Raw genomic sequence first — 23015 nt, forward strand, 5'->3', positions numbered from 1 at the left:
GGTAACTTATGTGCGGGCTGAGTACCGTGATTCAGTTACCAACGAATCGCACGTTCCCTATTCCCTATTCCCTATTCCCTGTTCCCTGTTAAGAGTTCCCTGTTCCCTCTTAATCTTGCTTCTTAACTTTAAAGTTGAGAATAAGTTGCCACGTGAGTTAATGAAGACTTGGTATAGACACACTAGTTTCAGAGGTGATTGATAACACTCCCCCACCTGATGCGTGTTATCTTTGCCAGAGGTGGCGTGGATTGCTGATCTCCACCTTTGCAACATCACGCCTTGTCTTTTTCAATGATTCAAGAGCACTGACAGTCTGTTGTGTCATAACACGAGGTAAATATGGCTCAAATTCAAGAAGCAACACAAGCTAACACATTGCCCCTTCCCCCATCTGTCACGCCAAGAGGTGTCGCTGCAACTGAGCTTCGTCCCTGGGGTTCATTTACCGTTTTAGAAGAAGGGCGTGGATACAAAATTAAGCGTATTGAAGTTAAGCCTGGACACCGCCTCAGCTTGCAAATGCACCACCACCGTAGCGAACATTGGATTGTCGTTTGTGGTACTGCCAAAGTTGTCTGTGGTGATGAAGAAATTTTCCTCAGCAATAATCAGTCAACCTATGTACCGCAGTGTACAGCTCATCGATTAGAGAATCCTGGTGTGATTCCTTTGGTGTTAATTGAAGTTCAAAATGGAGAATATTTAGGAGAAGATGATATTGTGCGTTACCAAGACGACTACGCCCGCGTTCAAGAGAAAAATCAATAATAGCTTTATCAAAGCATGAATTGAAAATATGCTTGTTACTCCCTTCCCACTTCTTAATTACCTCTGACAGCGAAATCTATTTTCTGGTGCGATCTATTGCGCCTCGTGCGGTTTGAAAATCAGTAATCTTTTGGCGGGAAAGGAGTAGGCAGTTCCGGCTGAAATAAGCAACAAGCAAAAGTTAGACAAAATATGCTATTTTGAGAAAACTCGGTTTCTTCAAGAAACCGAGTTTTTCATTGATAAGTTTTTAAATCGCTTTGCCGCTTTTATGATCCAATTGAGTCCATCTGCCGCAAATGAAATCAGGCGATTAAAATCAAAGCAACACCCAAATGTCTTGTTTCGTTTGGCTGTTAAACCTGGAGGTTGCTCTGGATGGTATTATGATATGTCCTTTGAACAAGGGCTACAAGTTGGCGATGACCCAGAAGGCAGCGCTTCTTCGGGCGATGCTGCTTTGGTGCCGTCCCAAAGGAACGAACGCATTTTTGAGTGTTATGATATTCAAATTGTCATAGATGCCGAAAGCTTAAAATACGTCAATGAGTTGACTGTGGACTATTCAGAGGATTTGATGGGCGGTGGCTTTCGCTTCTACAACCCCATATCTAATGCGACTTGTGGATGTGGTAACTCTTTTTCTACAACTCAATGACTAATTCACAAACAAGTTTGACACAAAAGCACAAAAAAAGATATAATTAGGATTTGTAAAAACTTAGACTAAAGGCAGCTTCTCGCGCTGTAACCCATGCCAACCATACAGCAGCTAATACGTAACGAACGCGAACAAGCGCGTCAGAAAACCAAGTCCCCAGCTCTAAAGCAATGCCCTCAACGTCGGGGCGTTTGTACTAGAGTATATACGACCACACCGAAAAAGCCAAACTCAGCTCTACGTAAAGTCGCAAGGGTAAGGTTAACCTCTGGATTTGAAGTGACAGCTTACATTCCAGGCATTGGTCATAACTTACAAGAACACTCTGTTGTGATGATTCGCGGCGGTCGCGTTAAGGACTTACCAGGCGTGAGATACCACATTGTCCGTGGAACTTTAGATACAGCCGGAGTCAAAGACCGCAAGCAAGGTCGTTCCAAGTATGGAACTAAGCGTGCTAAAGCTAAATAGAATAGCTATGAGTCATCAATCCTCTAGACACCAACGGACACTTTGCCTAACTTGGGTAACCTCCTGAGTGTGCAAGTGTTTGGCGTAGGAGTGCTTCTTCTTAACGGTAGCTTTCCCTACGACCCGAGGAGTCTACAAATCGCCGGTAGCGCAGGACATAGCAATTGGCTTTGCTAAGTGAAATCAAGCACTATGTTCTGTTCAGCAGTTTCTGATTTAGAACAGAGAGCTTTTTGACACAAATTTGAGTGAGATTTCATTGCTTAAGCAGGAAGTTTTGTTCTTAAAAATGAGTTTGTGTTTGCGCCAAACTCGGCTGAGAGTCGGCATAAAAGCGCGATAAAATTTTCTGGTAACACCCATCGGTCGGTCAGGCAGACGAGGCGTGAATCTGGTACAGAAAGTCTAGCAGGACTGTTAACTGTATCTACCGATGTGTATTGCTCAAAGTACGCGCAACTCCATATCGTCTCGGGGTACTAGGTGGACGTTAAATGAAAAAGCCTGCTAACTCGATCTGGCGGGGACGGGTGAAAATGCTAGTTTTGCTCGTCTAGTTAAGAGGGGATAAAGCAGGAAATTCTGGGAGACAACTCTTGGAATCCTCAACGAAACCTTCGGCACGTCTTTAGACGAACAGCCTTCAGCCTCCTTAGGGAGGTTGTCAAAAAATCAACACCAAGAGCAATAGTATATTGCTTGTAAGAGTTGAATAAGTAGGGTCAGTCACAGTATATAATTTTGTCGCTTCCTCTCGTTAAGGACAGCATTTTTTGTCAGTCAGTGTAGCTGCAATCGCAGTGAAACTTCTGAAAAAAATTTGGACGGTGGCATTTAGCGTTGAGAAATGCCGGTGTTCGATAACATATAGCATGTAGTCTCCCGATTCAGAACTAAAGGTTTAAGTATGTCTCGTCGTGGTGTTATTAAAAAGCGTCCGGTTCCACCGGACTCTGTATACAACAGTCGCCTCATCAGCATGATTACTAGGCGGATCATGCGTCATGGCAAAAAATCTCTCGCCTCACGCATTGTTTATGCTGCTATGAAAACAATTGAGGAACGGATTGGTGGCGATCCGTTGGAAACCTTTGAAAAAGCTGTGCGCAATGCTACACCTTTAGTAGAAGTGAAAGCTCGTCGAGTTGGTGGGGCAACCTACCAAGTCCCAATGGAAGTGCGTGCGGAACGAGGTACAAGCTTAGCACTACGTTGGTTAGTACAGTATTCCAGACAACGTCCAGGTCGGACAATGGCAAGCAAACTGGCAAATGAATTAATGGATGCTGCAAACGAAAGCGGGAATGCGATTCGCAAACGTGAAGAAACGCACCGCATGGCAGAAGCAAACAAAGCGTTTGCTCATTATCGCTACTAATGCAAAGACGCGCTATGGCGCGTCTAACATCGGTTGATATATCGTGACTGTAGCGGAATGTAATGTATATTTACTTAGGAAAAGACGGTTTTCCGTAAGAGTATAATATCTTAACAAAGTGTAATATACAAGATATCATGAGGCGAAAACTATAGGAGGCAGCTGTGGCACGTACGAACCCGCTAGAGAGAGTACGCAATATAGGTATTGCGGCGCATATAGATGCGGGCAAAACAACGACAACAGAGAGAATATTATTTTACTCTGGGATAATTCATAAGATTGGTGAGGTTCATGAAGGAACCGCTGTAACTGACTGGATGGAACAAGAGAGGGAGCGAGGAATTACGATCACCGCTGCTGCTATTAGTACCAGTTGGAAAAATCATCAAATTAACATTATTGATACTCCAGGACACGTGGACTTCACAATTGAAGTGGAACGTTCCATGCGGGTACTGGATGGTGTGATCACAGTTTTATGTTCTGTAGGTGGCGTGCAGCCCCAAACAGAAACCGTGTGGCGTCAGGCAGATCGCTATAAAGTGCCTCGGATTGTTTTTATTAACAAGATGGATCGCACTGGCGCGAACTTCTACAAAGTTTACGACCAAGTGCGCGATCGCCTGCGAACAAATGCCATTCCCATTCAGTTGCCCATTGGCAGTGAAACCGAGTTCCAAGGTATTGTTGACCTGGTGCGGATGCGTGCATACATCTACACCAACGACCAGGGAACGGATATCCAAGACACGGACATCCCCGAAGATCTGCTCTCTCAGGTAGAAGAGTACCGCACTAAATTGATTGAGGCGGTAGCAGAAACTAGTGATGACCTGATGACCAAGTACTTCGAGGGCGAGGAACTGACCGAAGACGAAATCCGTACAGCTCTGCGTAAAGGCACCGTTAAAGGTAGTATTGTGCCAGTGCTTTGCGGCTCAGCATTTAAAAACAAAGGTGTACAACTGCTGTTGGATGGGGTAGTAGATTACCTGCCAGCACCAATCGATGTACCGCCAATTCAAGGTACACTGCCAAATGGTGAAACTGTCGAGCGCCGCGCCGACGACAACGAACCCCTGTCGGCTCTAGCCTTCAAGATTATGGCTGACCCCTACGGTCGTCTAACCTTCGTTCGTGTTTATTCCGGTGTTCTGAAGAAGGGCAGCTACGTCCTCAATGCCACTAAGAACAAGAAAGAACGAATTTCTCGTTTAGTGATATTGAAAGCAGATGACCGGATTGACGTAGATGAAATGCGGGCAGGCGATTTGGGAGCCGCATTGGGATTAAAAGACACCTTGACAGGTGACACACTTTCTGATGAAAGCTCACCAGTGATTCTGGAATCGCTGTTCATTCCGGAGCCTGTGATCTCGGTGGCGGTTGAACCCAAAACCAAGAACGACATGGACAAGCTGTCCAAGGCTCTGCAATCTCTCTCGGAAGAAGACCCCACCTTCCGCGTTCACGTCGATCCGGAAACCAACCAAACCGTGATTGCAGGGATGGGAGAACTACACCTAGAAATTCTAGTAGACCGGATGTTACGCGAATTCAAAGTGGAAGCAAACGTTGGTGCGCCACAAGTTGCTTACCGCGAAACAATTCGCAAGCAGGTTAACAGAATTGAAGGTAAATTCATCCGCCAAAGCGGTGGTAAAGGTCAGTACGGTCACGTTGTGATCGACTTGGAGCCAGGACAACCAGGAACCGGCTTTGAATTCGTCTCTAAAATTGTTGGCGGTACCGTACCTAAAGAGTACATTGGACCAGCAGAACAGGGAATGAAAGAAAGCTGCGAATCGGGTGTTCTTGCTGGATATCCGCTGATTGATGTCAAAGCAACGCTGGTTGATGGATCGTACCATGATGTGGACTCTTCAGAAATGGCTTTCAAAATCGCTGGCTCAATGGCGATGAAGGAAGCTGTGATGAAAGCAGCACCCGTCCTGTTAGAGCCTATGATGAAAGTTGAGGTAGAAGTTCCCGAAAACTTCCTTGGGGATGTGATGGGAGATCTCAATTCCCGTCGTGGGCAAATTGAGGGGATGGGATCTGAGCAGGGCCTTGCCAAAGTGACTGCTAAAGTCCCATTGGCAGAAATGTTTGGCTACGCCACTGATATCAGATCAAAGACCCAAGGTCGGGGCATCTTCTCAATGGAGTTTAGCAACTATGAAGAAGTGCCTCGCAACGTGGCTGAGGCAATCATAGCTAAAAGCAAAGGGAACGGTTAGTTAGTAAAGGAAATTAGCATTAATGGCACGCGCAAAGTTTGAACGGAATAAACCCCACGTTAACATCGGTACTATTGGACACGTTGACCACGGTAAAACTACGTTAACGGCAGCCATCACCATGACCTTGGCAGCAATGGGTCAAGCTGTGGCGAAAGGCTACGACCAAATCGATAACGCACCAGAAGAAAAAGCGCGGGGTATTACCATCAATACGGCCCACGTTGAGTATGAAACCGAGAAGCGGCACTATGCTCACGTGGACTGCCCCGGACATGCTGACTATGTGAAGAACATGATCACAGGCGCGGCTCAGATGGATGGTGCCATCCTCGTAGTTGCTGCTACTGATGGTCCTATGCCCCAAACCCGCGAACACATCCTGCTGGCAAAACAGGTCGGCGTTCCCAGTCTGGTGATCTTCTTGAACAAGGAAGACTTAATGGATGACGAAGAACTCCTAGAACTAGTGGAACTGGAACTTCGAGAATTGCTATCTGACTACGATTTCCCTGGTGACGACATTCCCATTATCAAAGGCTCTGGTCTACAGGCGTTGGAAGCAATGACTGCTAACCCCAAGACACAGAAAGGTAGCAATCCTTGGGTAGATAAAATCTACGCACTGATGGATGCTGTAGATGCTTATATCCCCACACCAGAGCGCGATGTAGATAAGCCCTTCTTGATGGCAGTGGAAGACGTGTTCTCCATCACAGGTCGTGGTACCGTAGCTACCGGACGTATTGAGCGGGGTAAAGTCAAAATCGGCGACAACGTAGAGTTAGTAGGCATTAGAAATACTCGCAGCACCACCGTAACCGGTATCGAGATGTTCAAGAAGAGTCTTGAAGAAGGTATGGCTGGTGATAACGCCGGAATACTGTTGCGTGGTATACAGAAAGCTGATATAGAACGGGGCATGGTTATCGCTAAGCCTGGTTCAATCACCCCGCACACACAATTTGAAGGTGAAGTATACGTCTTAACAGAAAAAGAAGGCGGTCGCAAAACTCCATTTTTCCCAGGCTACCGTCCTCAGTTCTATGTGCGGACAACCGATGTGACTGGCACAATCAAAGAGTTCACTGCTGACGATGGCACTGCTGCTGAAATGGTGATGCCCGGAGACCGTATTAAGGTGACTGTGGAACTCATCAACGCGATCGCGATTGAGCAAGGAATGCGCTTTGCAATTCGTGAAGGTGGTCGTACCATCGGTGCTGGTGTCGTTTCAAAAATCCTTAAGTAGCAGCTTTGCACCTTAACTAAAAAAGGAGCAGAGATGGTATAATATCCACTCTGCTCCTTTCGTGTCCATGAACACGTTACAACAATTCCACACAGAAACGCACTCCTTCAAGGGGTATTGGAAAGCTTATTTCCCAATCGTTCGTCTGGAGTGGTCTCTAATCCCTAAATCTCAACTCACCAGAACCTGGAAAATTAAAGATGGCAACTCTACAGCAGCAAAAGATTAGAATTCGTTTACAGGCTTTTGACCGCCGCTTGCTGGACACATCTTGCGAGAAGATTGTAGACACAGCAAACCGCACCAATGCGACAGCCATAGGACCAATTCCTTTACCTACAAAACGCCGAATCTACTGTGTGTTGCGATCGCCCCACGTAGATAAAGACTCACGGGAACATTTTGAAACCCGTACTCATCGTCGGATTATCGACATCTACCAACCTTCTTCTAAAACCATTGATGCCTTGATGAAACTAGATCTACCATCCGGTGTAGACATCGAAGTTAAGCTTTAATGTGAATTGATTATAGCGGTTCTCATTTGAATCACATACATCACCACGAAGAATGTGAAAGTGCATGCACTTTCACTACACCCGTGTATTGCACGTAACACCAGAAACGCTATATTTGCTAGTGCTTAGGCTCAACAGACAACTGTTGGCAACGCACTCGCTTACCAAGAACTCATAATTATTTTTGTATAAATCATAACATAGCCCTGAAAAAATATATTTCGGGGCTTTTTATTAGCATTAAAATCAAAATGATAGAATGTAGAAAAATGCGGGAAAAAGCAGAGAAGAAAAGCTTTTTAAGATTAAATTTATACCAAGGTAACAATGACATCCTCTTCTAAAATTGCAGTTTGCGAACTACCTCTGTTCCCGTTACCAGAAGTAGTTCTATTTCCAACAAGACCCTTACCCCTGCACATTTTTGAATTTCGCTACCGAATTATGATGAATACAATTTTGGAGAGCGATCGCAGGTTCGGGGTTTTGATGGTAGATCCGATGAAAGGCACGATTGCTAACGTTGGCTGCTGTGCAGAAATTGTTCATCATGAGAGACTACCAGATGACCGCATAAAGATGTGGACATTGGGTCAACAAAGATTTCGTCTTTTAAAGTATGTCCGTGAAAAGCCGTATCGAGTAGGCTTGGTTGAGTGGATTTCAGACAACCCTCCAACAAAAAATTTGCGACCTTTGGCTGCTGATGTAGAACAATTACTAAGAGATGTTGTGCGTCTGTCAGCTAAGTTAACTGAGCAAAACATCGAACTACCAGAAGATTTGCCAAATTTACCAACAGAGTTATCTTACTGGGTAGCAAGTAACCTTTATGGTGTTGCTACAGAGCAGCAGACATTGTTAGAAATGCAGGACACTGCTACTCGTTTAGAACGGGAAGCAGAAATTCTCACTTCCACTCGTAACCACTTGGCAGCTCGTACCGTTCTCAAGGACACCTTTAATCAGAAGTTGTGAGTTGTGAATGGTTAGTCGTTAGTGGTTATTAGTCGTTTCATAACAACTAAATATTAACCACTAACTGCTTCACTAAGAGCGTTAATTGGTAAAACATTGTAACTGCCAAGAATTTTTAATATCTCTGTATAGGAAGATATTTCTGCTAGAGCAGATTGCGCTTTTGGTTCGGATGCATCAGCTTCGAGATCAATAAAAAATAGGTATTCTCCAAGAGAACGCTTTGTTGGGCGAGATTCAATTTTACTGAGATTAAGATTTAGACGAGCTAATACCTGTAGAGGTTTCGCCAACGCCCCTGGTATGTTAGCAGGAACACTAAAAGCAATGGATGTGTGACGAGCACATTCTGAAACAGTGGGGTGGGAGATTGGTAAATGATTTTGACTGACCACCCAAAAACGAGTACAGTTTCCGGGATAGTCGTTAATCCCGCTTGCTATTATGGGCAAGTTGTAGAGTTGCGCTGCCCGTTGGGATGAAATACCCGCCGCAGTTAAGTCTTGCTTTAGTTGCAGTAGTGCTTCTGTGTTGGAATTCATTGGAATGAGCGTTACATTGGGAAGAAACCGCTCTAACCATAGCTGACATTGTGCCAATGCTTGTGGATGAGAATAAACTGTTTTGATATTTTCTAAGCTTTGAGCACAAGAAATTAATGTATGAGAAATGGGCATAACCAAAGCCAACTGAACTTGCAAACTATCTAGTTGCCATAATGTATCCAGTGTCATGGTCACACTGCCTTCAATAGAATTTTCCACAGGTACAACAGCCAATTGTGCCTCTTTTTGGGCAACGGCTCGTAATGTCTGAGCATTGCTGGGATAAGGGCATAAAACAGCTTCAACCCCCGTATTTTTTGTCAACCAGTTGAGATAAAAAAGAGCTGCTTGTTCTGTGTACGTGCCAATAGGTCCCAAATGTGCAATCGATAAATTCATGAAGTTTAGTTTTGTGTGGATAGTTCAACACTCATTCCGCAACGCGAGTGTGAAGTCAGTTGACGTCCGCAATCAAGTGGAGGGAATTTTATTTATATTGAGTGTTGTGACTTGTTATCAGACATAATAAACTTCTTTCCATACAAATGAGTTATGACTCATAACCCTTATGGGTATGCCAGTCGCTCATGGGGGAAACCACGCGGCTGTGCTACCCTACGGGAAGCCGCCCAGTGGGTACGGCCACGGCTACGCCGTGAGCGGCGTCTACAAGTCGGGAAACTCTAGCCGAGCGCTGGCTCCCCAAGACGAGCCACTGCTTGATGAGGGTTTCCCTCACTTGGCATGTGGCGTCCGCGCTGGCTCACTTATGACTGATGACGAACACAAATGTTTAAGAAAATATTACAATTATTTAACAGATATTTTAAAAAACTCATGTCTACTCGATTTACTGCCTATCAATCAATCGAAATTCCTATCCCAGAACAGCCCATTCCGATTCAGCATTACTTACGTCAACCTCAACGCTTGGTCAACGCTTTAGTTGACCCTAGCCGTATCCAACAACTTTCAGAAGAAGTATTTCGGTTGAAAATGCGTCCTCTGAACTTTATGTCACTGAGCATTCAACCAACTGTAGACATGAGAGTCTGGGCTGAATCAAATGGAACGATTTATCTACGATCACTAAATTGTGAAATCCTTGGTGTAGAGTATATCAACCAGCGCTTTGCATTGAATTTGAAAGGGTATTTATTGCCGGAACAGCAAGTTACTAGCACCGTGATCAAAGGAAGAGCCGATTTAGAAGTGTTGGTAGATTTCCCCCCACCATTTTCCTATACGCCTAAGCCAATACTAGAAGCAACAGGCAATGGTTTACTAAAAAGTGTTTTGTTGACAGTTAAGCAAAGATTACTACATCAACTTCTAGCAGATTACTCCCGTTGGGTGATATTGCAAACCCGAGAAAAAGCGCTTGAGGATAAAAGTATGCCGCTCTTCAACCCAGAGCAATTATGAAGAAGTTTTAGTCTTTTTGAACACACAATTGTGATCAACTACAGATGTACATAAATCTATGCAGATGTCACGTTATTGAGTTAATTCTCAATAGATTAGGATCAGCTAGTTCCGAATATACGCTTGTGAACAAGTAAAAGCTGTCTGTGTTGATAGAAACACCAAAGTAGCCGTTATGAACTGCGTACATCAGGATACATAAAAAGACCTCTTAAGCTGTTCCCTGTTAAGAGTTCCCTATTTTCAAGCTAGATAAAGTAGTTGTCGTGAACAACTATGGATAAGTTCTATGTAGCAGAACTCAGTACTGTGATTTGACAAGGACGAAAGGATTTGCGATGTAATGGTGAAGGTCCATACTTTTGCAGTGCCATGAGATGTCGCTGACTTCCATAACCCTTGTTGCGTTCCAAGTCATACATATAGTACTTAGAAGCGAGGCGAAGTATAAGGTCATCACGCCAAACTTTTGCAATAATACTAGCAGAGGCAATCGCAATACAGCGCTCATCTCCCTTGACTATCGTTTGTTGTGTCAGTGGCAAGTCTTTTACTAACTGATTGCCATCAATTAAACACAAAGCAGGCTGCACCTTTAACTTGAGAACAGCCCGCTTCATTGCTAGCATTGTTGCTTGAAGAATATTCATCTGGTCAATCTCAGCTGTTGAAGCAAAACCGATTTTCCAGTCTATAGCCAGCGCACAGATTTGTTGCGCTAGCCGCACTCTTCGAGAACTGGATAGCTTTTTACTATCTTTAATTTCAGCTGCTGTGAGTTGTGACAAAGCGCTCTCTGGTAGTATCACTGCTGCTGCTACCACAGGACCAAATAGAGCACCTCGTCCTACTTCATCCACACCTGCAAACAGCCCTTGAGTACTTGACACCATGGAAAAATCTAGCCACCTCATCTCTGTGTTGGGTGCTGACAACCGAGTAGAAGTGACAGTTTTCTCCGTCTTGATCATAAGTTTGTTAGCTTTTAGATGCAGTTTATGTATCTGTCTATACAGAGGAGGAACGAAGGCGACGGCGGCGCTTATTACTTACTCTGTGTTGGGTGCTGACAACCGAGTAGAACTGACAGTTTTCTCCGTGTTGATCATAAGTTTGTTAGGTTTCAGATGCAGTGTATGTATCTGTCTCCACAGAGGAGGAACGACGGCGACGGCGGCGCTTATCACTTACGCTACTGGTTACTTCACTTTCATCTTCTGTGATTACGGGAAGATCCGATACATCATCCGATACATCATCCGATACATCAGATGTTGTTTCTGGAATTGATTCGCTTGGTAGATCGGGTGTGACTACAGGGGTGACTCTTGGAGAGACAGGTGATTCTGAGGTTGATTCAGTCGGTGTTGCAGGACTGTGTCCAGGTAGGGTGACGTTGATAATTACAGATTTGGGATTTCTGACCTCCCGATTCAATTTTTCCAACGGAGAAACTCCCATCTGGGCGTAGACATCTTGTTCCTGAGACGACATTTCTACAGTTACAATCTCCGGTGGTTCTACCACTGGCTTGATTGGCTCTACCTTTGTCACCACTTTATGGCTACGTTCGATGACTCTGTCACTACCCCAAGAAGGTTTGCTAATACTGGGTGAGGAGACCTCTGATGGAGCTGGGAGTTCAGGCTCATCATCTATTTCCAAGTCTGGCTCGTTCAGAAACGCCAAAGGGTTATTAGCCCCAACCCGTGGCTCATCTTTGCCATTTCCCCCATTTAGCCTTTCTACGCGCGTACTACGCCGAGTACGACGCTTTCTGCTATCGGTCATTTCTTGGTAGCTGGGATGATTGACCAGATTCAAAGCAGCTAAATCATTGTCACTCTCGTATGCTTCCCCATATCCTTCCAAGGTTTCCCGTGATTCAGTCGGTCGAGTAACTGGTAGACGTGGTTCTTTATAGGACGAGGAGGATGCAAAGCGGTCTGGTAATTCTGTTGGTGCGAGGGGTCGGCTTTCAGTTTCTCCTGGTAAGTGGACAATGTGCCCTAAACCGCCGCAAGTGGAACAAACTGTTCCAAACAATTCGTAAATATTTTGACCTTGACGTTTGCGAGTGAGTTCTACTAAACCTAACTCAGTAAGTTGAGCAATCTGGGGACGAGCTTTGTCTGCTTTTAGTGCTTTGTTGAAATGTTCTAGAACATGCAGTTGATCACGCCGCGATTCCATATCAATAAAATCAACGACAATCACTCCTGCAACATTTCGCAACCGCAGCTGACGGGCTATTTCTGTAGCGGCTTCACAGTTTGTCCATAAAACAGTTTCTCTCGCTGTTGCCGATCGCGTGAATGAACCAGAGTTGACATCTATCACTGTTAATGCTTCTGTCGGCTCGATAATAATGTAGCCTCCAGAAGGTAAATCTACTCTGGGCTTGAGAGCTTCTTTAATTGCAGCATTAATACGGAAGTACTCTAAAATTGGTGCGCGATCGCGGTGATGGTCTATCAACACCCCCTGTGGTGTTTGTCCACCACTCCAGTTTTGCAAGTACTGCTTCACTCGCTTCAAACCAGTACTGGAGTCTACCACAATTCTGTTCACATCTGCGCCGTACATATCCCTTAGCACGCGCTGGATAAAATCATCATCCCGATTCAGCAGCGCTGGGGGACGTGTTGATTGTGCTTCTTGCTGAATTGCCTCCCATTGCTTTTGCAACAATTCTAAATCTTCGATAATCGCTTCTTCTGGTTTGCCTTCAGCTTCGGTACGAACTAACAAACCCATCCCTGCTGGCTTAATCAAAATTGCCAGCGCACGCAAACGGTTACGCTCGCTTTCACTCCTAATCCGGCGTGATAAATTGACTCCCCGACCGTATGGCATTAGTACAACGTAGCGTCCTGGCAAGGTAATGTTCCCAGTGAGCCTTGGTCCTTTAGTACCTGTTGGCTCTTTCATCACTTGCACTAATACTTTTTGCTGCGGTGTTAATAATTCTGTAATAGCTGCAGCTGTACGTCGGAGTCGTAGTGGTCCTAAGTCAGTGACATGAATAAAACCATTGCGCTCTGGATCGCCTATATTAACAAAAGCCGCATCTATCCCAGGTAGTACATTTTCTACGACTCCTAGGTAGATATCACCGATTTGGTGATGTCCTGTGGCTACAACGAGTTCTTGTATTTGGTCTTCAGAAAATACTGCAGCAATTTGATGCTGTTCCGCGATGATAATTTGTTTTGGCATTCAATTATTGTCCTCAAAAACTGGCAGCACAGATAGACTTGGCAGTTTGTTATACCTCTCGCCCCAACAAGCCCGCTTATGCGCTGCTCGTAAAAATTGCGCTTCTTCGCTCAAACCTAGAAAGCTATTTACGCGCTCGATTGCGTTGACAAGCCTGACCCATCTAGAACGGTTGCATATTATTTAACCAATTAAATGAACCGTCCGTGGTTAATTTTTGATGCAATACCCTTTCGCTGGAAAGTGCTGAGTCCTGAGTTATGAGTCTTAAGGAGCCACTGCGCTCTTGGGGAGCTAATTCCGTGTGAGGGTTTTTCCCCCACCCTTGGAAACTGGCTGACCTCCCCAGTTATAGCAGGCGGCGTTTTGTGAGTTGCTAAGCCAGTGCGCCCTTGGGGAGCCAGTGCGTTGCGGGGGTTCCCGAGCCAGTGCGTTGGGCGGGTTTCCCGACTTGAAGCACCTGGCGTCCCGTTGAAGCACCTGGCGTGGTTTCCCCTGGTTATAATAGCACTTGCCGTAAGCACAGCGTATCCCTTTGGGACTTACGCCTAGCCTCTGGTGGAGGAGATACCCGAAGGGGTTAGTTCTGGGTTCTTTACACTCAGGACTCGCCACTCGTGACTCAACACTATCTCAACACTCGGTACTCGTTACTCAGACTACCTAAATTGTAGATTGGGCATTCAATTAATTTTAAAAATCATAGAATCAGAGAAGCCAGCGAGCCTATTGTTGGTGATTGCTGATTCACGAGCCGAGCGGAAAGAGAGTGTTATTAATCTGCCTGGTGTTTGTCTTAGATAAAAAACCTAGAAGTTTCACTCTAATATCTTTGCTTTTGCGCCCTGAGTATCAGGGTAGTGAATCAGTCCACTCAATGCAGCGCCAGAAAATTTCTCTTCATTCCATTCTAACGCAACCTTGTTAAAAATCAATTACCCAAATGTACTACAATAGGGCAATTACTAGCAAATTGCCCCCAAAAAACTAAACTGCCAAAATTAGCCGATTCCGGTGAATTTGCAGCAGATTGAGTTCTATACCTGCTACTTGTTCTAGCATAAACAGGACTTGTTCGGGACGCAATAGCACCCCGTCGTGACGACAGCTACCTACATATCGCAGGGTAACTGTAGGCTGTTCCTGATGCTCTCGGTGTTTTGGCAACTCTACTAATTCTAACTCAAATAAGCGATCGCGCAGATTTACCAACTGAGTTTTGCCTGACTTGGTTGTGTGTTCCCACCAAAACTCATCTTTGGCTTTGATGGCTTCAATCCAACCTTGCCATTCTACAGGTGTAGCCTCAATAAGGCAAGCCACAGTTATGAGATACTCACTCGCCTCCAGAGCTTGGTTAGCTGCACTTGCTTTTAAATCTAGCTGTTGCACCTGATATATAGGAATATCTAATGGCAGAGCATCAGCTAATTTTTGGCGAAAAGTCTCCAAGTCAACTGGTTGCGTCAGTTCAAAATCTACAATTTCACCACTGCTTGTAGTTCCCAAAGGCAAAGCATGGGCAATAGAAATGCGAGGGTTTGGATGAAACCCACCAGTAAAAGAAATGGGCAATCCTGCTCGTCGCACAGATCTATCAAATAAGCGCATCAAATCTAAGTGTCCGACTAAAGCCAAACCTCCTTGCTTCCCAAACCACACACGCAGCCGTTGTGCTTTGATTGTATTTGGGACAAACTCGCCAGCAAATTCTGGGATAGAAGGCGGCTCGATCACAACATTATGACCAAAGTCAGTGCCACACACACCACAGTGAGAGCAACCTTCAAAAGAGCAATCTGGTACAGTTGCTGCTTCTAAAGCGCGTTGCAAATCTTCCTGGAGCCATTTTTTGTCAATACCAGTGTTAATGTGGTCCCAAGGAAGGGGTGAATCGAGGGAGGGGGGTGAGAGAGTGAAGCAGTCCGTTGCGGAGGTTCCCGAGGCAGTGCGGTCTTGGGGTTCCACGCCACTCCCCTCAAGTCGGGAGACCCGCCCACGGGGGTGGCTCCCCAAGTGGAGCACCTGCCGTTCCGTTGTAGGAACTGCTGTTCGCCGTAAGGCGTGCGCGGAGCGCACACCCGTAAGGGTGAGGGCTTCGTTTCCGTAGTCGCTCGTTTCCTCCTTTTTTTTCTCTTCCTCTGCTGTTGTTGGAAACAAGTTCCACTCGCCCTTCTCCACTTGGCGATATTTCCAATCTAAACCAGCTTCAAAGATGGCTTGTTCCCAAGCTGAGAATGCTTTTTCAACACTCTCAAACCAGGAATCCATCCCTGCTCCTAATTCCCAAGCACGGCGTAATACTGGGGCGAGTTGGCGATCGCCTCGTCCGATAAAATCTTCCATCGCTGAAATACGGACATCAGTGAAATTCACCTTTACGTCCTTGATGCGGCGGAATGCTTGCCGCAGTAACTCTTGCTTGCGCTTAAATTCAGCAGTGGAAACAGAGTGCCACTGAAAAGGTGTATGAGGCTTGGGCGTAAAGTTAGAGATTGTTAAGTTAAATGACAGTGCTCTTCTACTTTTCGCTCGACACTCCCTTTTTAACCAGCTTACCGTTTCTGCTATGCCTAACACATCAGCATCTGTTTCACCTGGCAAGCCAATCATAAAATAAAGTTTAATTTTGTCCCAGCCTTGTTCCCAAGCTGTTTTTACACCCCGCAGTAGCTCTTCATTTGTCAAACCTTTGTTGACAATATCTCGCATCCTTTGAGTTCCTGCTTCTGGAGCAAAAGTCAGTCCTCCTTGCCGCACACCACCAAGGATGTTGGCAATATTTTCATCAAATCTATCAACTCGTTGGCTTGGTAAAGAAAGAGAAATATTCTCATCTTTCAGTCTATTCTTGATTTCCATCCCCACTGCGGGTAGGGATAAATAATCAGAACAACTTAGGGACAGCAAAGAAAACTCATTGTAACCTGTTTGCCGCATTCCCGAATCTATTGCTTCCACCACCTTTTCTGGTTCCACATCTCGTGCTGGTCGAGTCAGCATTCCTGGTTGGCAGAAGCGACAGCCACGAGTACAACCACGCCTAATTTCAATTGTCAGGCGGTCATGCACTGGCTGGATATAGGGAACTAACCCTATAGAATAGGCTGGCATTGGGCTTGCTATGCGCCGCACAACTTGTTTTGGCACATCTGGGTGGTTAGGATGAACTGACCCATCCTGTGCCATATCATAAAACAGAGGAACATAGACGCCTGGTATCTGCGCTAAATCCAGCAACAATTCTTTACGACTCAGTCCTGCTTTTTTACCTTCTTCCAAAACTAAGCCGATTTCTGGCAACAGTTCCTCACCATCTCCTAAGGCGAAGAAGTCGAAGAAGTCAGCGTATGGTTCCGGATTGGATGTCGCGGTCTGTCCCCCGGCAAAAATCAGAGGGTAGTTAGAGGATAGGGGCGTACGGGGAGATGAGAAGGAAGATGTTGCTCCCTCATCTTCCTCGTCTCCCTCATCTGATTTTGTCTCCACCTCCAGACGTTCTTGCCAAGTTAGGGGAATTCCAGCTAAGTCCAACATTTCTAAAATGTTGGTTGCTCCGAGTTCATAACTGAGGCTAAAGCCTAGAATGTCAAATTCTGTTAGTGCTCGCCTAGATTCTACGGCAAACAATGGTGTCTTTGTTGCCCGTAGTTTTGCTGCTAGATCCGATCCTGGTAGGTAAGCGCGATCACATAACTGACGCGGTTGGGCATTCAGTATATTATAGAGGATAATGTGTCCTAAATTGGATGCGCCCACTTCATAAATTTCCGGGTAGGTTAGAACCCAACGGATTTCTGCCGTATCCCAAGGCTTATGAACTGCTAAGAGCTCGTTACCTAGGTAACGAGCTGGTTTTACTATATCCGATGTGATTAACTTTTCAACTGCAACACTCACTGTGCTATCTTTTAGCTACCTTAATTACAGCTACTCACTTTTAACCTTAGCATTTTAATGGTGTTTCAACAGACTCACTGATTTTTCCTTAAGACTTTTTTAGACATGAGTTGAGTATGACTTATTGCATCGGGAAGCAAGCTGCTTCAAATGCCGCTTTACCTTCAAATATCTCAAAAACCCTATCTAATTGAGTCATTTCAAATATAATTCTCAAACAGGGTGAAACTGAGCAGAGGCTGAAGCGTCGTCCTAGTTTGTGAGATAGCTTGAGTGCAGACACTAAAGCCATCAAACCGGCGCTGTCTAAGGATTCCACATACTCTAAGTCTACGAGTAAGAAAGAAATCCCGTCTTGTGCCAGTGCTTTCGTTATATTTGTTTCAAATTCTAAAGCGTTTGTGGCATTTAGGCAACCTTGAGGGCTAATAACAGTTATTTTTGGATAGTCTAGTACTACTTGCATCGTTTTAAAGTTATTGAACTTTAAGGTTAGATGTATTTGACCATAAACTTTTTCTTCTCACATCGACCATTCGTCTTAGTTCTCTTTGCTGAATCTTTATTGCTGTAGAGTTACTGTTTAAAGATTGTCAAAAACCTTAGTGTAACTGTATTTCAATATACTTTTTTTTTCGATTTAGGAAAATATAATCTTCACAAATTGCCGGTGAGGCGAGGATAAACAGCTAGTACCGCTACTTTAGAAGTCAAAATTTAAAAAATTTATATGACAACCTTTTCGCTCTTCGTTTAATGGTATGTTTATTTCTGTGAGCACTGTGCTAGTTATAGCTATAAACTTTATTTATCTATAGAGCTTCAATTGAATTGGTAAAGGAAGGGTTAACCTTACAATCGTCACTTTGCTCATAAACCTATCTTAAAAATAAGACACACAGGAAATCACCGTAGGCTGAAAGCTCCTCCGTGAGAACCCTAAAGCTTTCCGTTGTTCAAAGCCGTGGTAGAAGGGATAGAGATTTTCATCCGCTTCATCACTCGTACTGAAAAACTGTGGTGCCTATTTAGTTTGTTAACTGCTTAGCTTAAGTAGATTTTTGGCTTGTTTCACTCAACCCTGCTGCTTGCCGTTTTTCCACCTGAGCAAGAAGTTTGTTGATCATTGACAGATAGTTGACTCACTAATGAACTATGTTTTCAGATTTTTCTTTCCAGATTATTGTGATCTCGATCACTTACATAAACAGCTTTTGATCACGTTTTATACCTAATGATACCATAGATAATGATTACCTATATACTGGGTGTAATCAGAATGACAATGAAATACTCTATTCGTCGATTAGTGGAAAAAGCTCTTGATATTAAAAAGTTGACTCCTGAAATAGAAAATGAAATCAACTCAGAATTGACACAAATGGGTCACATTTCAGACGTTGACTATGAAGCTTTAGAACTCTTAATGGCAGAGATGGATGCTGGTCGTATTCAATTGGTTCCAAGTGCAGGTTGTTTCTTCTAAGTGCTTGAATTGACAGCTTTTTACTGAAAATTAAGTAAACTTAAGTAAAGACTATAGTATTAAGAGGGAACTCTGAACTCTGAACAGGCAAATCTCCTTGACGTAAAAGTAGGGGAAATGATTGCCGACTTCTTGTTTCATTGCACTACGTGCCTTGAAACAATTCTTTTCTTCTGTTCATAAATAAATAATGGTGCTAAAAACCTAACTTTTGGGACAAGTTTTCTTCACTGTTAAGCGTTAAGCATTCCCTTGTCCGGATAGCGTCCCAACCGCTGTGTCCCCTTGGGACGAGCGCGTGGCGGAACGCCATAGGGACAAGAGAACCCAACTTCAATAGCAGGAAAAACTAAAATTAGATAAATTCTAGTATCAATAATCACGCTTGAATCTTGTCACTACTGATACTTTTTTTTAGGTTAAATCTATAGGTTATAGCAAGGCGTAAACTGAAAAGACAGTGCTTTCACATTTGCATTAGTCAGAAGTCATCACCATGCAGTTTGCTCAACGCTTAGAAAAAATTCCTCCTTATCTATTTGCCGAAATTGAGCGCAGACACCATGAACTAGTTGCTCAAGGAATTGACATCATTAATATAGCAAAGGGAGATCCTGACAAGCCAACGCCTGCTCACATCATTCAGGCAATGCATGAAGCGATAGATGATCCGTCAACTCACGACTACCCACCTTACCGAGGTACTCAAGAATTTCGCAAGGCAACTGCCATGTGGATGGAATACCGATTTGGAGTAACAGGATTAAACCCAGAAACAGAAGTTATCTCTTCCATTGGTTCAAAGGAAGGGATTCACAATACGTTCTTAGGCTTCGTAGAAGTTGGAGATTACACCCTAATACCAGATCCAGGTTATCCAGTCTACCGTACTTCTACTATCTTTACTGGTGGTGAGCCTTATGCCATGCCTCTAAAGGCAGAAAATAAATTTTTGCCTGATCTCAATGCTATTCCTAAAGAAGTAGCGCAAAAAGCTAAATTGTTATGGATAAACTATCCTAATAATCCTACTGGGGCAGTAGCAACATTAGAATTTTTTGAGGAATTGGTAGCTTTTTGCAAGCAGTATGATATCCTGTTGTGTCATGACCATGCCTACTCAGAAATAGCGTACGACGGTTACAAACCGCCAAGCGTGCTGCAAGTTCCGGGAGCAAAAGAAGTGGCAATTGAATTTCACAGTCTGTCTAAGTCATACAACATGGCTGGTTGGCGGATTGGTTTTGTTGTTGGTAATGCTACTGCTATTAAGGGTTTAGGACAGGTAAAAACGAATATTGATTCTGGAGTTTTTAAAGCAGTTCAAGCATGCGCAATCGCCGCTTACTCCACAGATATTACAGAAATCCAGTCTAGAGTCTCAGTTTACCAAAAGCGTCGCGATATCATCGTTAAAGGATTGCAATCTTTAGGTTGGTGTATAGAAACTCCTAAAGGAAGCCTTTATGTTTGGGTTCCTGTTCCTCAAGGATATTCCTCCAAAGAATTTGTGACATTGCTACTTGAGAAATGCGGCATTCTTGTGCCTCCGGGCAGTGGTTACGGTGCAGCAGGAGAAGGCTTTTTTCGCATAGCCCTGACTGTTTCCTCAGAACGGATGGACGAAGCAATTCAACGTATGAGAGATGCAGGCATTCGTTATCAGTGCTGAATGAGAAATACTAAGTTGTCATTTCCACCTCAACACTCAGAACTTTCTTTTTGTGCTTGCCAAATTTCGTGAAGAAACTGATTGAGTTGTTGCTTGGCATCTAAAATCTGTCCTGGTTTTGGTTGTTTTGCCAAAACCTCACTTAAAAAACCTATGACTTCTGTGTCTAAGGCAGGTTGAAATAAATTGATACACCAAAGCAGATCAGAAGCATCTCGCAGATCAATGATCTGCGGCATTTCTTGAGTGAAGGCAACCAGCAGCCAAGGACGTACCCAACACAACTGACGGGAAACGACTACTTGAATGACTTCTGCGTACAGCCTCCTGTCGCTATGCTCTAAATACACAATTTGTCCTGCTTTAAACTCCACACTCATGTTCATGCAGTTTAGGCGCATTTTTATCAATTCTAAGAGAATAAGGTGTCAACACACACCAAAGCCATGCAGCTATCAACCCAGAAGCGCAAAAATTTTGACTAACCCCACATTTGTATGAGTATGCTATAAAATAGATAAATAAGTGTTAAGCAATATTTTGACAAATATTCTGCTGTACTAATTCAGCCAAAAAAGAGTAAAGAGCCGTGTCTGTCGAAACTTTACAGAAGAATTCAACATCTCGCAAGATCGCCCCTAGGTATCGCGTTTTACTCCACAACGACGATCACAACCCTATGGAGTATGTGGTACGGGTTTTATTAACCACAGTGCCAAACCTTACCCAGCCTCAGGCTGTTAGCATCATGATGGAAGCGCATAGCAATGGGTTTGCCTTAGTTATTACTTGCGCTCAAGAACACGCTGAGTTCTATTGCGAAACCTTGAAAAATCATGGTTTGACCAGCACAATTGAGCCTGAGGAATAGTAGGGCTATTTGAATTGAAAAAAGTTTTACTCCGTTTACGCCAACGCCCTGCCCCAATAAGGCTGGGCTGTTTTATATTAACTTTGGTGGGAATATGGTTGCCCATAGCCGTACCTATTTATTTGTTGGTAGATGATTCCAATTTAGTCACTATCTTGACTATGGTACTGCTGGCAATTGGATTTTTCGTGCTTCTCCCTATATGGAACAAATATGTATACCAGCAGCGACAGATATTTCGGCACTATGGTTTAGAAAGAACACGCCTCAATAAAGTGGAACTGGTGCGCGGCTTGGCTATTGGGCTGATTACCATTCTGATTCTATTTAGCTTAGAAGGACTCCTGGGTTGGTTGGTGTGGCAAAAACCCAATATTTTTTTGCTCAGAGTCGTTTTAGAAGGGTTAATTACCAGTTTGGGTGTGGCGTTTGCAGAGGAATTGTTTTTTCGGGGGTGGATATTGGATGAACTGCAGCGGGATTATAGCCCCTCTGTGGTACTTTGGACAGATGCCACCATTTTTGCGATCGCCCACTTTATTAAACCACTGCCAGAAGTCATTCGCACCTCACCACAATTTTTTGGCTTATTGTTGCTAGGGTTAACACTGGTATGGGCAAAGCGAAGTTCCAGGGGACGCCTAGGTTTATCGATTGGTTTACATGGTGGTTTAGTTTGGGGATACTACATTATTAATGTTGGCGGATTGATGAAATATTCTCGTCAAGTTCCCGACTGGGTAACGGGAGTGAATGATAATCCTTTGGCAGGAGTGATAGGGTTGGTGTTTTTGGGTGGGCTGGCGTTGTGGATGAGGGGGAGGGCAGTGAAATTTGAATAATCAAAAATGGAGTTTTGCTGGGTTACGGACAAAGTACTGACACACCCTACTATAAGGGATTGCGAATATAGCCGCCCCTGAGAAAACCCATAAGCATGATCAAATTGCCCTTGAATGACCAAATACTATATTTCTTTACCTCCATCACCAAATTGTGTTGATGCTGGATAGTTTAATTTTGCTGTCCCGACTAATCACTGGCACTCCCAGATGCAAGGCTGTAGCAGCGACAATGCGATCTGGTAAATCTGGCACTTGTGTGCGCTCAACTAAACGCAAAGCTTGGGCTATATGTCGATCAAATGGAACTTCTGCTAGTACAGCATCAGTTGTGTCAACAACTGCAAGCAGTCTCTCAAGCGTCAGTGGAGAAATACGTCCTTTCTCGCTTAAGTAGACAATTTCAGCTAGGGTAATTGAGGAGAAAGCAACTTGATCGCCAGCAGATGCAATTTGTGCGATCATATTTCTTGCAGTAATCGAGAGTCGTGCATCAGCAAAAATATACCAGATAACTGCGTGGGTATCAGCGACAGCACGCAGTATTAAATGTCCTCCCGTGAGAAGTTAGCCCATTCCTCACTACGGGCTACATCAATTTCCGATTCTGAAGGTGCTTGTCCCAAATCAGCACATAAACCCCACAATAATTTACGGGGAGTAGGCGGGTTGTCGATTAACTCGCGTTCTATTTCAGGAGCAATTTGCTGAATCAAACGCACCTTGTCCACTGTTGAAAGCTGCAATGCTTGCTTGAGAACTTCCTGTAGACTCATAACTTTT

General features: G+C 44.3%; 22 protein-coding genes. 13 read left to right on the forward strand and 9 right to left on the reverse strand.

The window, feature by feature from the left end:
• Positions 1 to 342: 342 nt before the first annotated feature.
• The 8 genes from DP116_RS08420 (at position 343) to DP116_RS08455 (ending at position 8272) form a co-directional block, all read left to right on the forward strand.
• On the forward strand, positions 343 to 771 hold the full coding sequence (locus tag DP116_RS08420) for a phosphomannose isomerase type II C-terminal cupin domain (protein WP_169154763.1): 429 nt from the start codon (positions 343 to 345) through the stop codon (positions 769 to 771).
• Positions 772 to 1042: 271 nt separating this feature from the next.
• Positions 1043 to 1429 (forward strand): HesB/IscA family protein, encoded by a 387-nt coding sequence (locus DP116_RS08425; RefSeq protein ID WP_169154764.1) that lies wholly within the window; start codon positions 1043 to 1045, stop codon positions 1427 to 1429.
• Between the two features lie 96 nt (positions 1430 to 1525).
• Positions 1526 to 1903 carry a 30S ribosomal protein S12 gene (gene rpsL, locus DP116_RS08430; protein ID WP_048871271.1) on the forward strand — a complete coding sequence of 126 codons (378 nt, stop codon included), beginning with the start codon at positions 1526 to 1528 and terminating at the stop codon, positions 1901 to 1903.
• 907 nt (positions 1904 to 2810) lie between these two features.
• Positions 2811 to 3281 carry a 30S ribosomal protein S7 gene (rpsG, locus tag DP116_RS08435; protein WP_169154765.1) on the forward strand — a complete coding sequence of 157 codons (471 nt, stop codon included), beginning with the start codon at positions 2811 to 2813 and terminating at the stop codon, positions 3279 to 3281.
• 164 nt (positions 3282 to 3445) lie between these two features.
• Positions 3446 to 5524 carry an elongation factor G gene (fusA, locus tag DP116_RS08440; protein WP_169154766.1) on the forward strand — a complete coding sequence of 693 codons (2079 nt, stop codon included), beginning with the start codon at positions 3446 to 3448 and terminating at the stop codon, positions 5522 to 5524.
• A 22-nt stretch (positions 5525 to 5546) separates the two neighbouring features.
• Positions 5547 to 6776, forward strand: a complete 1230-nt coding sequence (tuf, locus tag DP116_RS08445) for an elongation factor Tu (protein WP_169154767.1) — start codon at positions 5547 to 5549, stop codon at positions 6774 to 6776.
• A gap of 200 nt (positions 6777 to 6976) precedes the next feature.
• Positions 6977 to 7294, forward strand: coding sequence for a 30S ribosomal protein S10 (gene rpsJ, locus DP116_RS08450; protein ID WP_008232935.1), 318 nt, complete (start codon positions 6977 to 6979; stop codon positions 7292 to 7294).
• 327 nt (positions 7295 to 7621) lie between these two features.
• Positions 7622 to 8272 carry an LON peptidase substrate-binding domain-containing protein gene (locus tag DP116_RS08455; RefSeq protein WP_169154768.1) on the forward strand — a complete coding sequence of 217 codons (651 nt, stop codon included), beginning with the start codon at positions 7622 to 7624 and terminating at the stop codon, positions 8270 to 8272.
• 53 nt (positions 8273 to 8325) lie between these two features.
• Here DP116_RS08455 and pheA read toward each other — a convergent pair whose 3' ends face one another.
• Positions 8326 to 9216, reverse strand: a complete 891-nt coding sequence (gene pheA / locus DP116_RS08460; protein WP_169154769.1) for a prephenate dehydratase — start codon at positions 9214 to 9216, stop codon at positions 8326 to 8328.
• Between the two features lie 438 nt (positions 9217 to 9654).
• Here pheA and DP116_RS08465 point away from each other — a divergent pair, with 438 nt between their 5' ends.
• Entirely contained in the window at positions 9655 to 10242 is a 588-nt protein-coding gene (locus tag DP116_RS08465; RefSeq protein WP_169154770.1) for a DUF1997 domain-containing protein, read from the forward strand.
• Positions 10243 to 10529: 287 nt separating this feature from the next.
• Here the strand turns inward: DP116_RS08465 and DP116_RS08470 are convergent, their stop codons facing one another.
• The 4 genes from DP116_RS08470 to DP116_RS08490 all read right to left on the reverse strand — a co-directional run bounded on the left by DP116_RS08470 (position 10530) and on the right by DP116_RS08490 (position 17827).
• A complete protein-coding gene (locus DP116_RS08470; protein ID WP_169154771.1) occupies positions 10530 to 11213 on the reverse strand; it encodes a ribonuclease HII in 684 nt (227 codons plus the stop codon).
• A 145-nt stretch (positions 11214 to 11358) separates the two neighbouring features.
• Positions 11359 to 13461 carry a ribonuclease E gene (gene rne / locus DP116_RS08475; protein WP_169154772.1) on the reverse strand — a complete coding sequence of 701 codons (2103 nt, stop codon included), beginning with the start codon at positions 13459 to 13461 and terminating at the stop codon, positions 11359 to 11361.
• Between the two features lie 987 nt (positions 13462 to 14448).
• Complete coding sequence (locus DP116_RS29120; protein ID WP_339381655.1) at positions 14449 to 17361, reverse strand: TIGR03936 family radical SAM-associated protein; 2913 nt, start codon at positions 17359 to 17361, stop codon at positions 14449 to 14451.
• Positions 17362 to 17482: 121 nt separating this feature from the next.
• The gene (locus DP116_RS08490; RefSeq protein WP_169154773.1) at positions 17483 to 17827 is read right to left on the reverse strand and encodes an STAS domain-containing protein; all 345 of its coding nucleotides are present in this window, start codon (positions 17825 to 17827) and stop codon (positions 17483 to 17485) included.
• A gap of 813 nt (positions 17828 to 18640) precedes the next feature.
• On the opposite strand from DP116_RS08490, the gene DP116_RS08495 reads away from it, so the two are divergent.
• The gene (locus DP116_RS08495; protein ID WP_048871519.1) at positions 18641 to 18847 is read left to right on the forward strand and encodes a hypothetical protein; all 207 of its coding nucleotides are present in this window, start codon (positions 18641 to 18643) and stop codon (positions 18845 to 18847) included.
• Between the two features lie 233 nt (positions 18848 to 19080).
• On the opposite strand, the gene DP116_RS08500 is transcribed toward DP116_RS08495, so the two are convergent.
• The gene (locus tag DP116_RS08500; protein WP_169154774.1) at positions 19081 to 19230 is read right to left on the reverse strand and encodes a hypothetical protein; all 150 of its coding nucleotides are present in this window, start codon (positions 19228 to 19230) and stop codon (positions 19081 to 19083) included.
• Positions 19231 to 19343: 113 nt separating this feature from the next.
• On the opposite strand from DP116_RS08500, the gene DP116_RS08505 reads away from it, so the two are divergent.
• Positions 19344 to 20519, forward strand: a complete 1176-nt coding sequence (locus DP116_RS08505; protein WP_169154775.1) for a pyridoxal phosphate-dependent aminotransferase — start codon at positions 19344 to 19346, stop codon at positions 20517 to 20519.
• 29 nt (positions 20520 to 20548) lie between these two features.
• Here the strand turns inward: DP116_RS08505 and DP116_RS08510 are convergent, their stop codons facing one another.
• Entirely contained in the window at positions 20549 to 20905 is a 357-nt protein-coding gene (locus DP116_RS08510; protein WP_169154776.1) for a hypothetical protein, read from the reverse strand.
• Positions 20906 to 21108: 203 nt separating this feature from the next.
• Between DP116_RS08510 and clpS the strand changes: the two genes are divergently transcribed.
• Both clpS and DP116_RS08520 read left to right on the forward strand, forming a co-directional pair.
• Positions 21109 to 21390: an ATP-dependent Clp protease adapter ClpS gene (gene clpS, locus DP116_RS08515; RefSeq protein ID WP_169154777.1), complete on the forward strand. Its 282-nt coding sequence runs from the start codon at positions 21109 to 21111 to the stop codon at positions 21388 to 21390.
• Between the two features lie 14 nt (positions 21391 to 21404).
• Complete coding sequence (locus DP116_RS08520) at positions 21405 to 22232, forward strand: CPBP family intramembrane glutamic endopeptidase (RefSeq protein ID WP_169154778.1); 828 nt, start codon at positions 21405 to 21407, stop codon at positions 22230 to 22232.
• 144 nt (positions 22233 to 22376) lie between these two features.
• Here the strand turns inward: DP116_RS08520 and DP116_RS08525 are convergent, their stop codons facing one another.
• Together DP116_RS08525 and DP116_RS08530 are read right to left on the reverse strand one after the other, a co-directional pair.
• A complete protein-coding gene (locus tag DP116_RS08525; protein ID WP_169154786.1) occupies positions 22377 to 22778 on the reverse strand; it encodes a PIN domain-containing protein in 402 nt (133 codons plus the stop codon).
• A complete protein-coding gene (locus DP116_RS08530; protein WP_169154779.1) occupies positions 22778 to 23008 on the reverse strand; it encodes a hypothetical protein in 231 nt (76 codons plus the stop codon). Before DP116_RS08530 ends, DP116_RS08525 begins: the two co-directional genes overlap by 1 nt.
• Positions 23009 to 23015 lie beyond the last annotated feature (7 nt).

It is taken from the genome of Brasilonema bromeliae SPC951 (assembly GCF_012912135.1).
GTDB classification, from domain to species: Bacteria; Cyanobacteriota; Cyanobacteriia; order Cyanobacteriales; family Nostocaceae; genus Brasilonema; species Brasilonema bromeliae.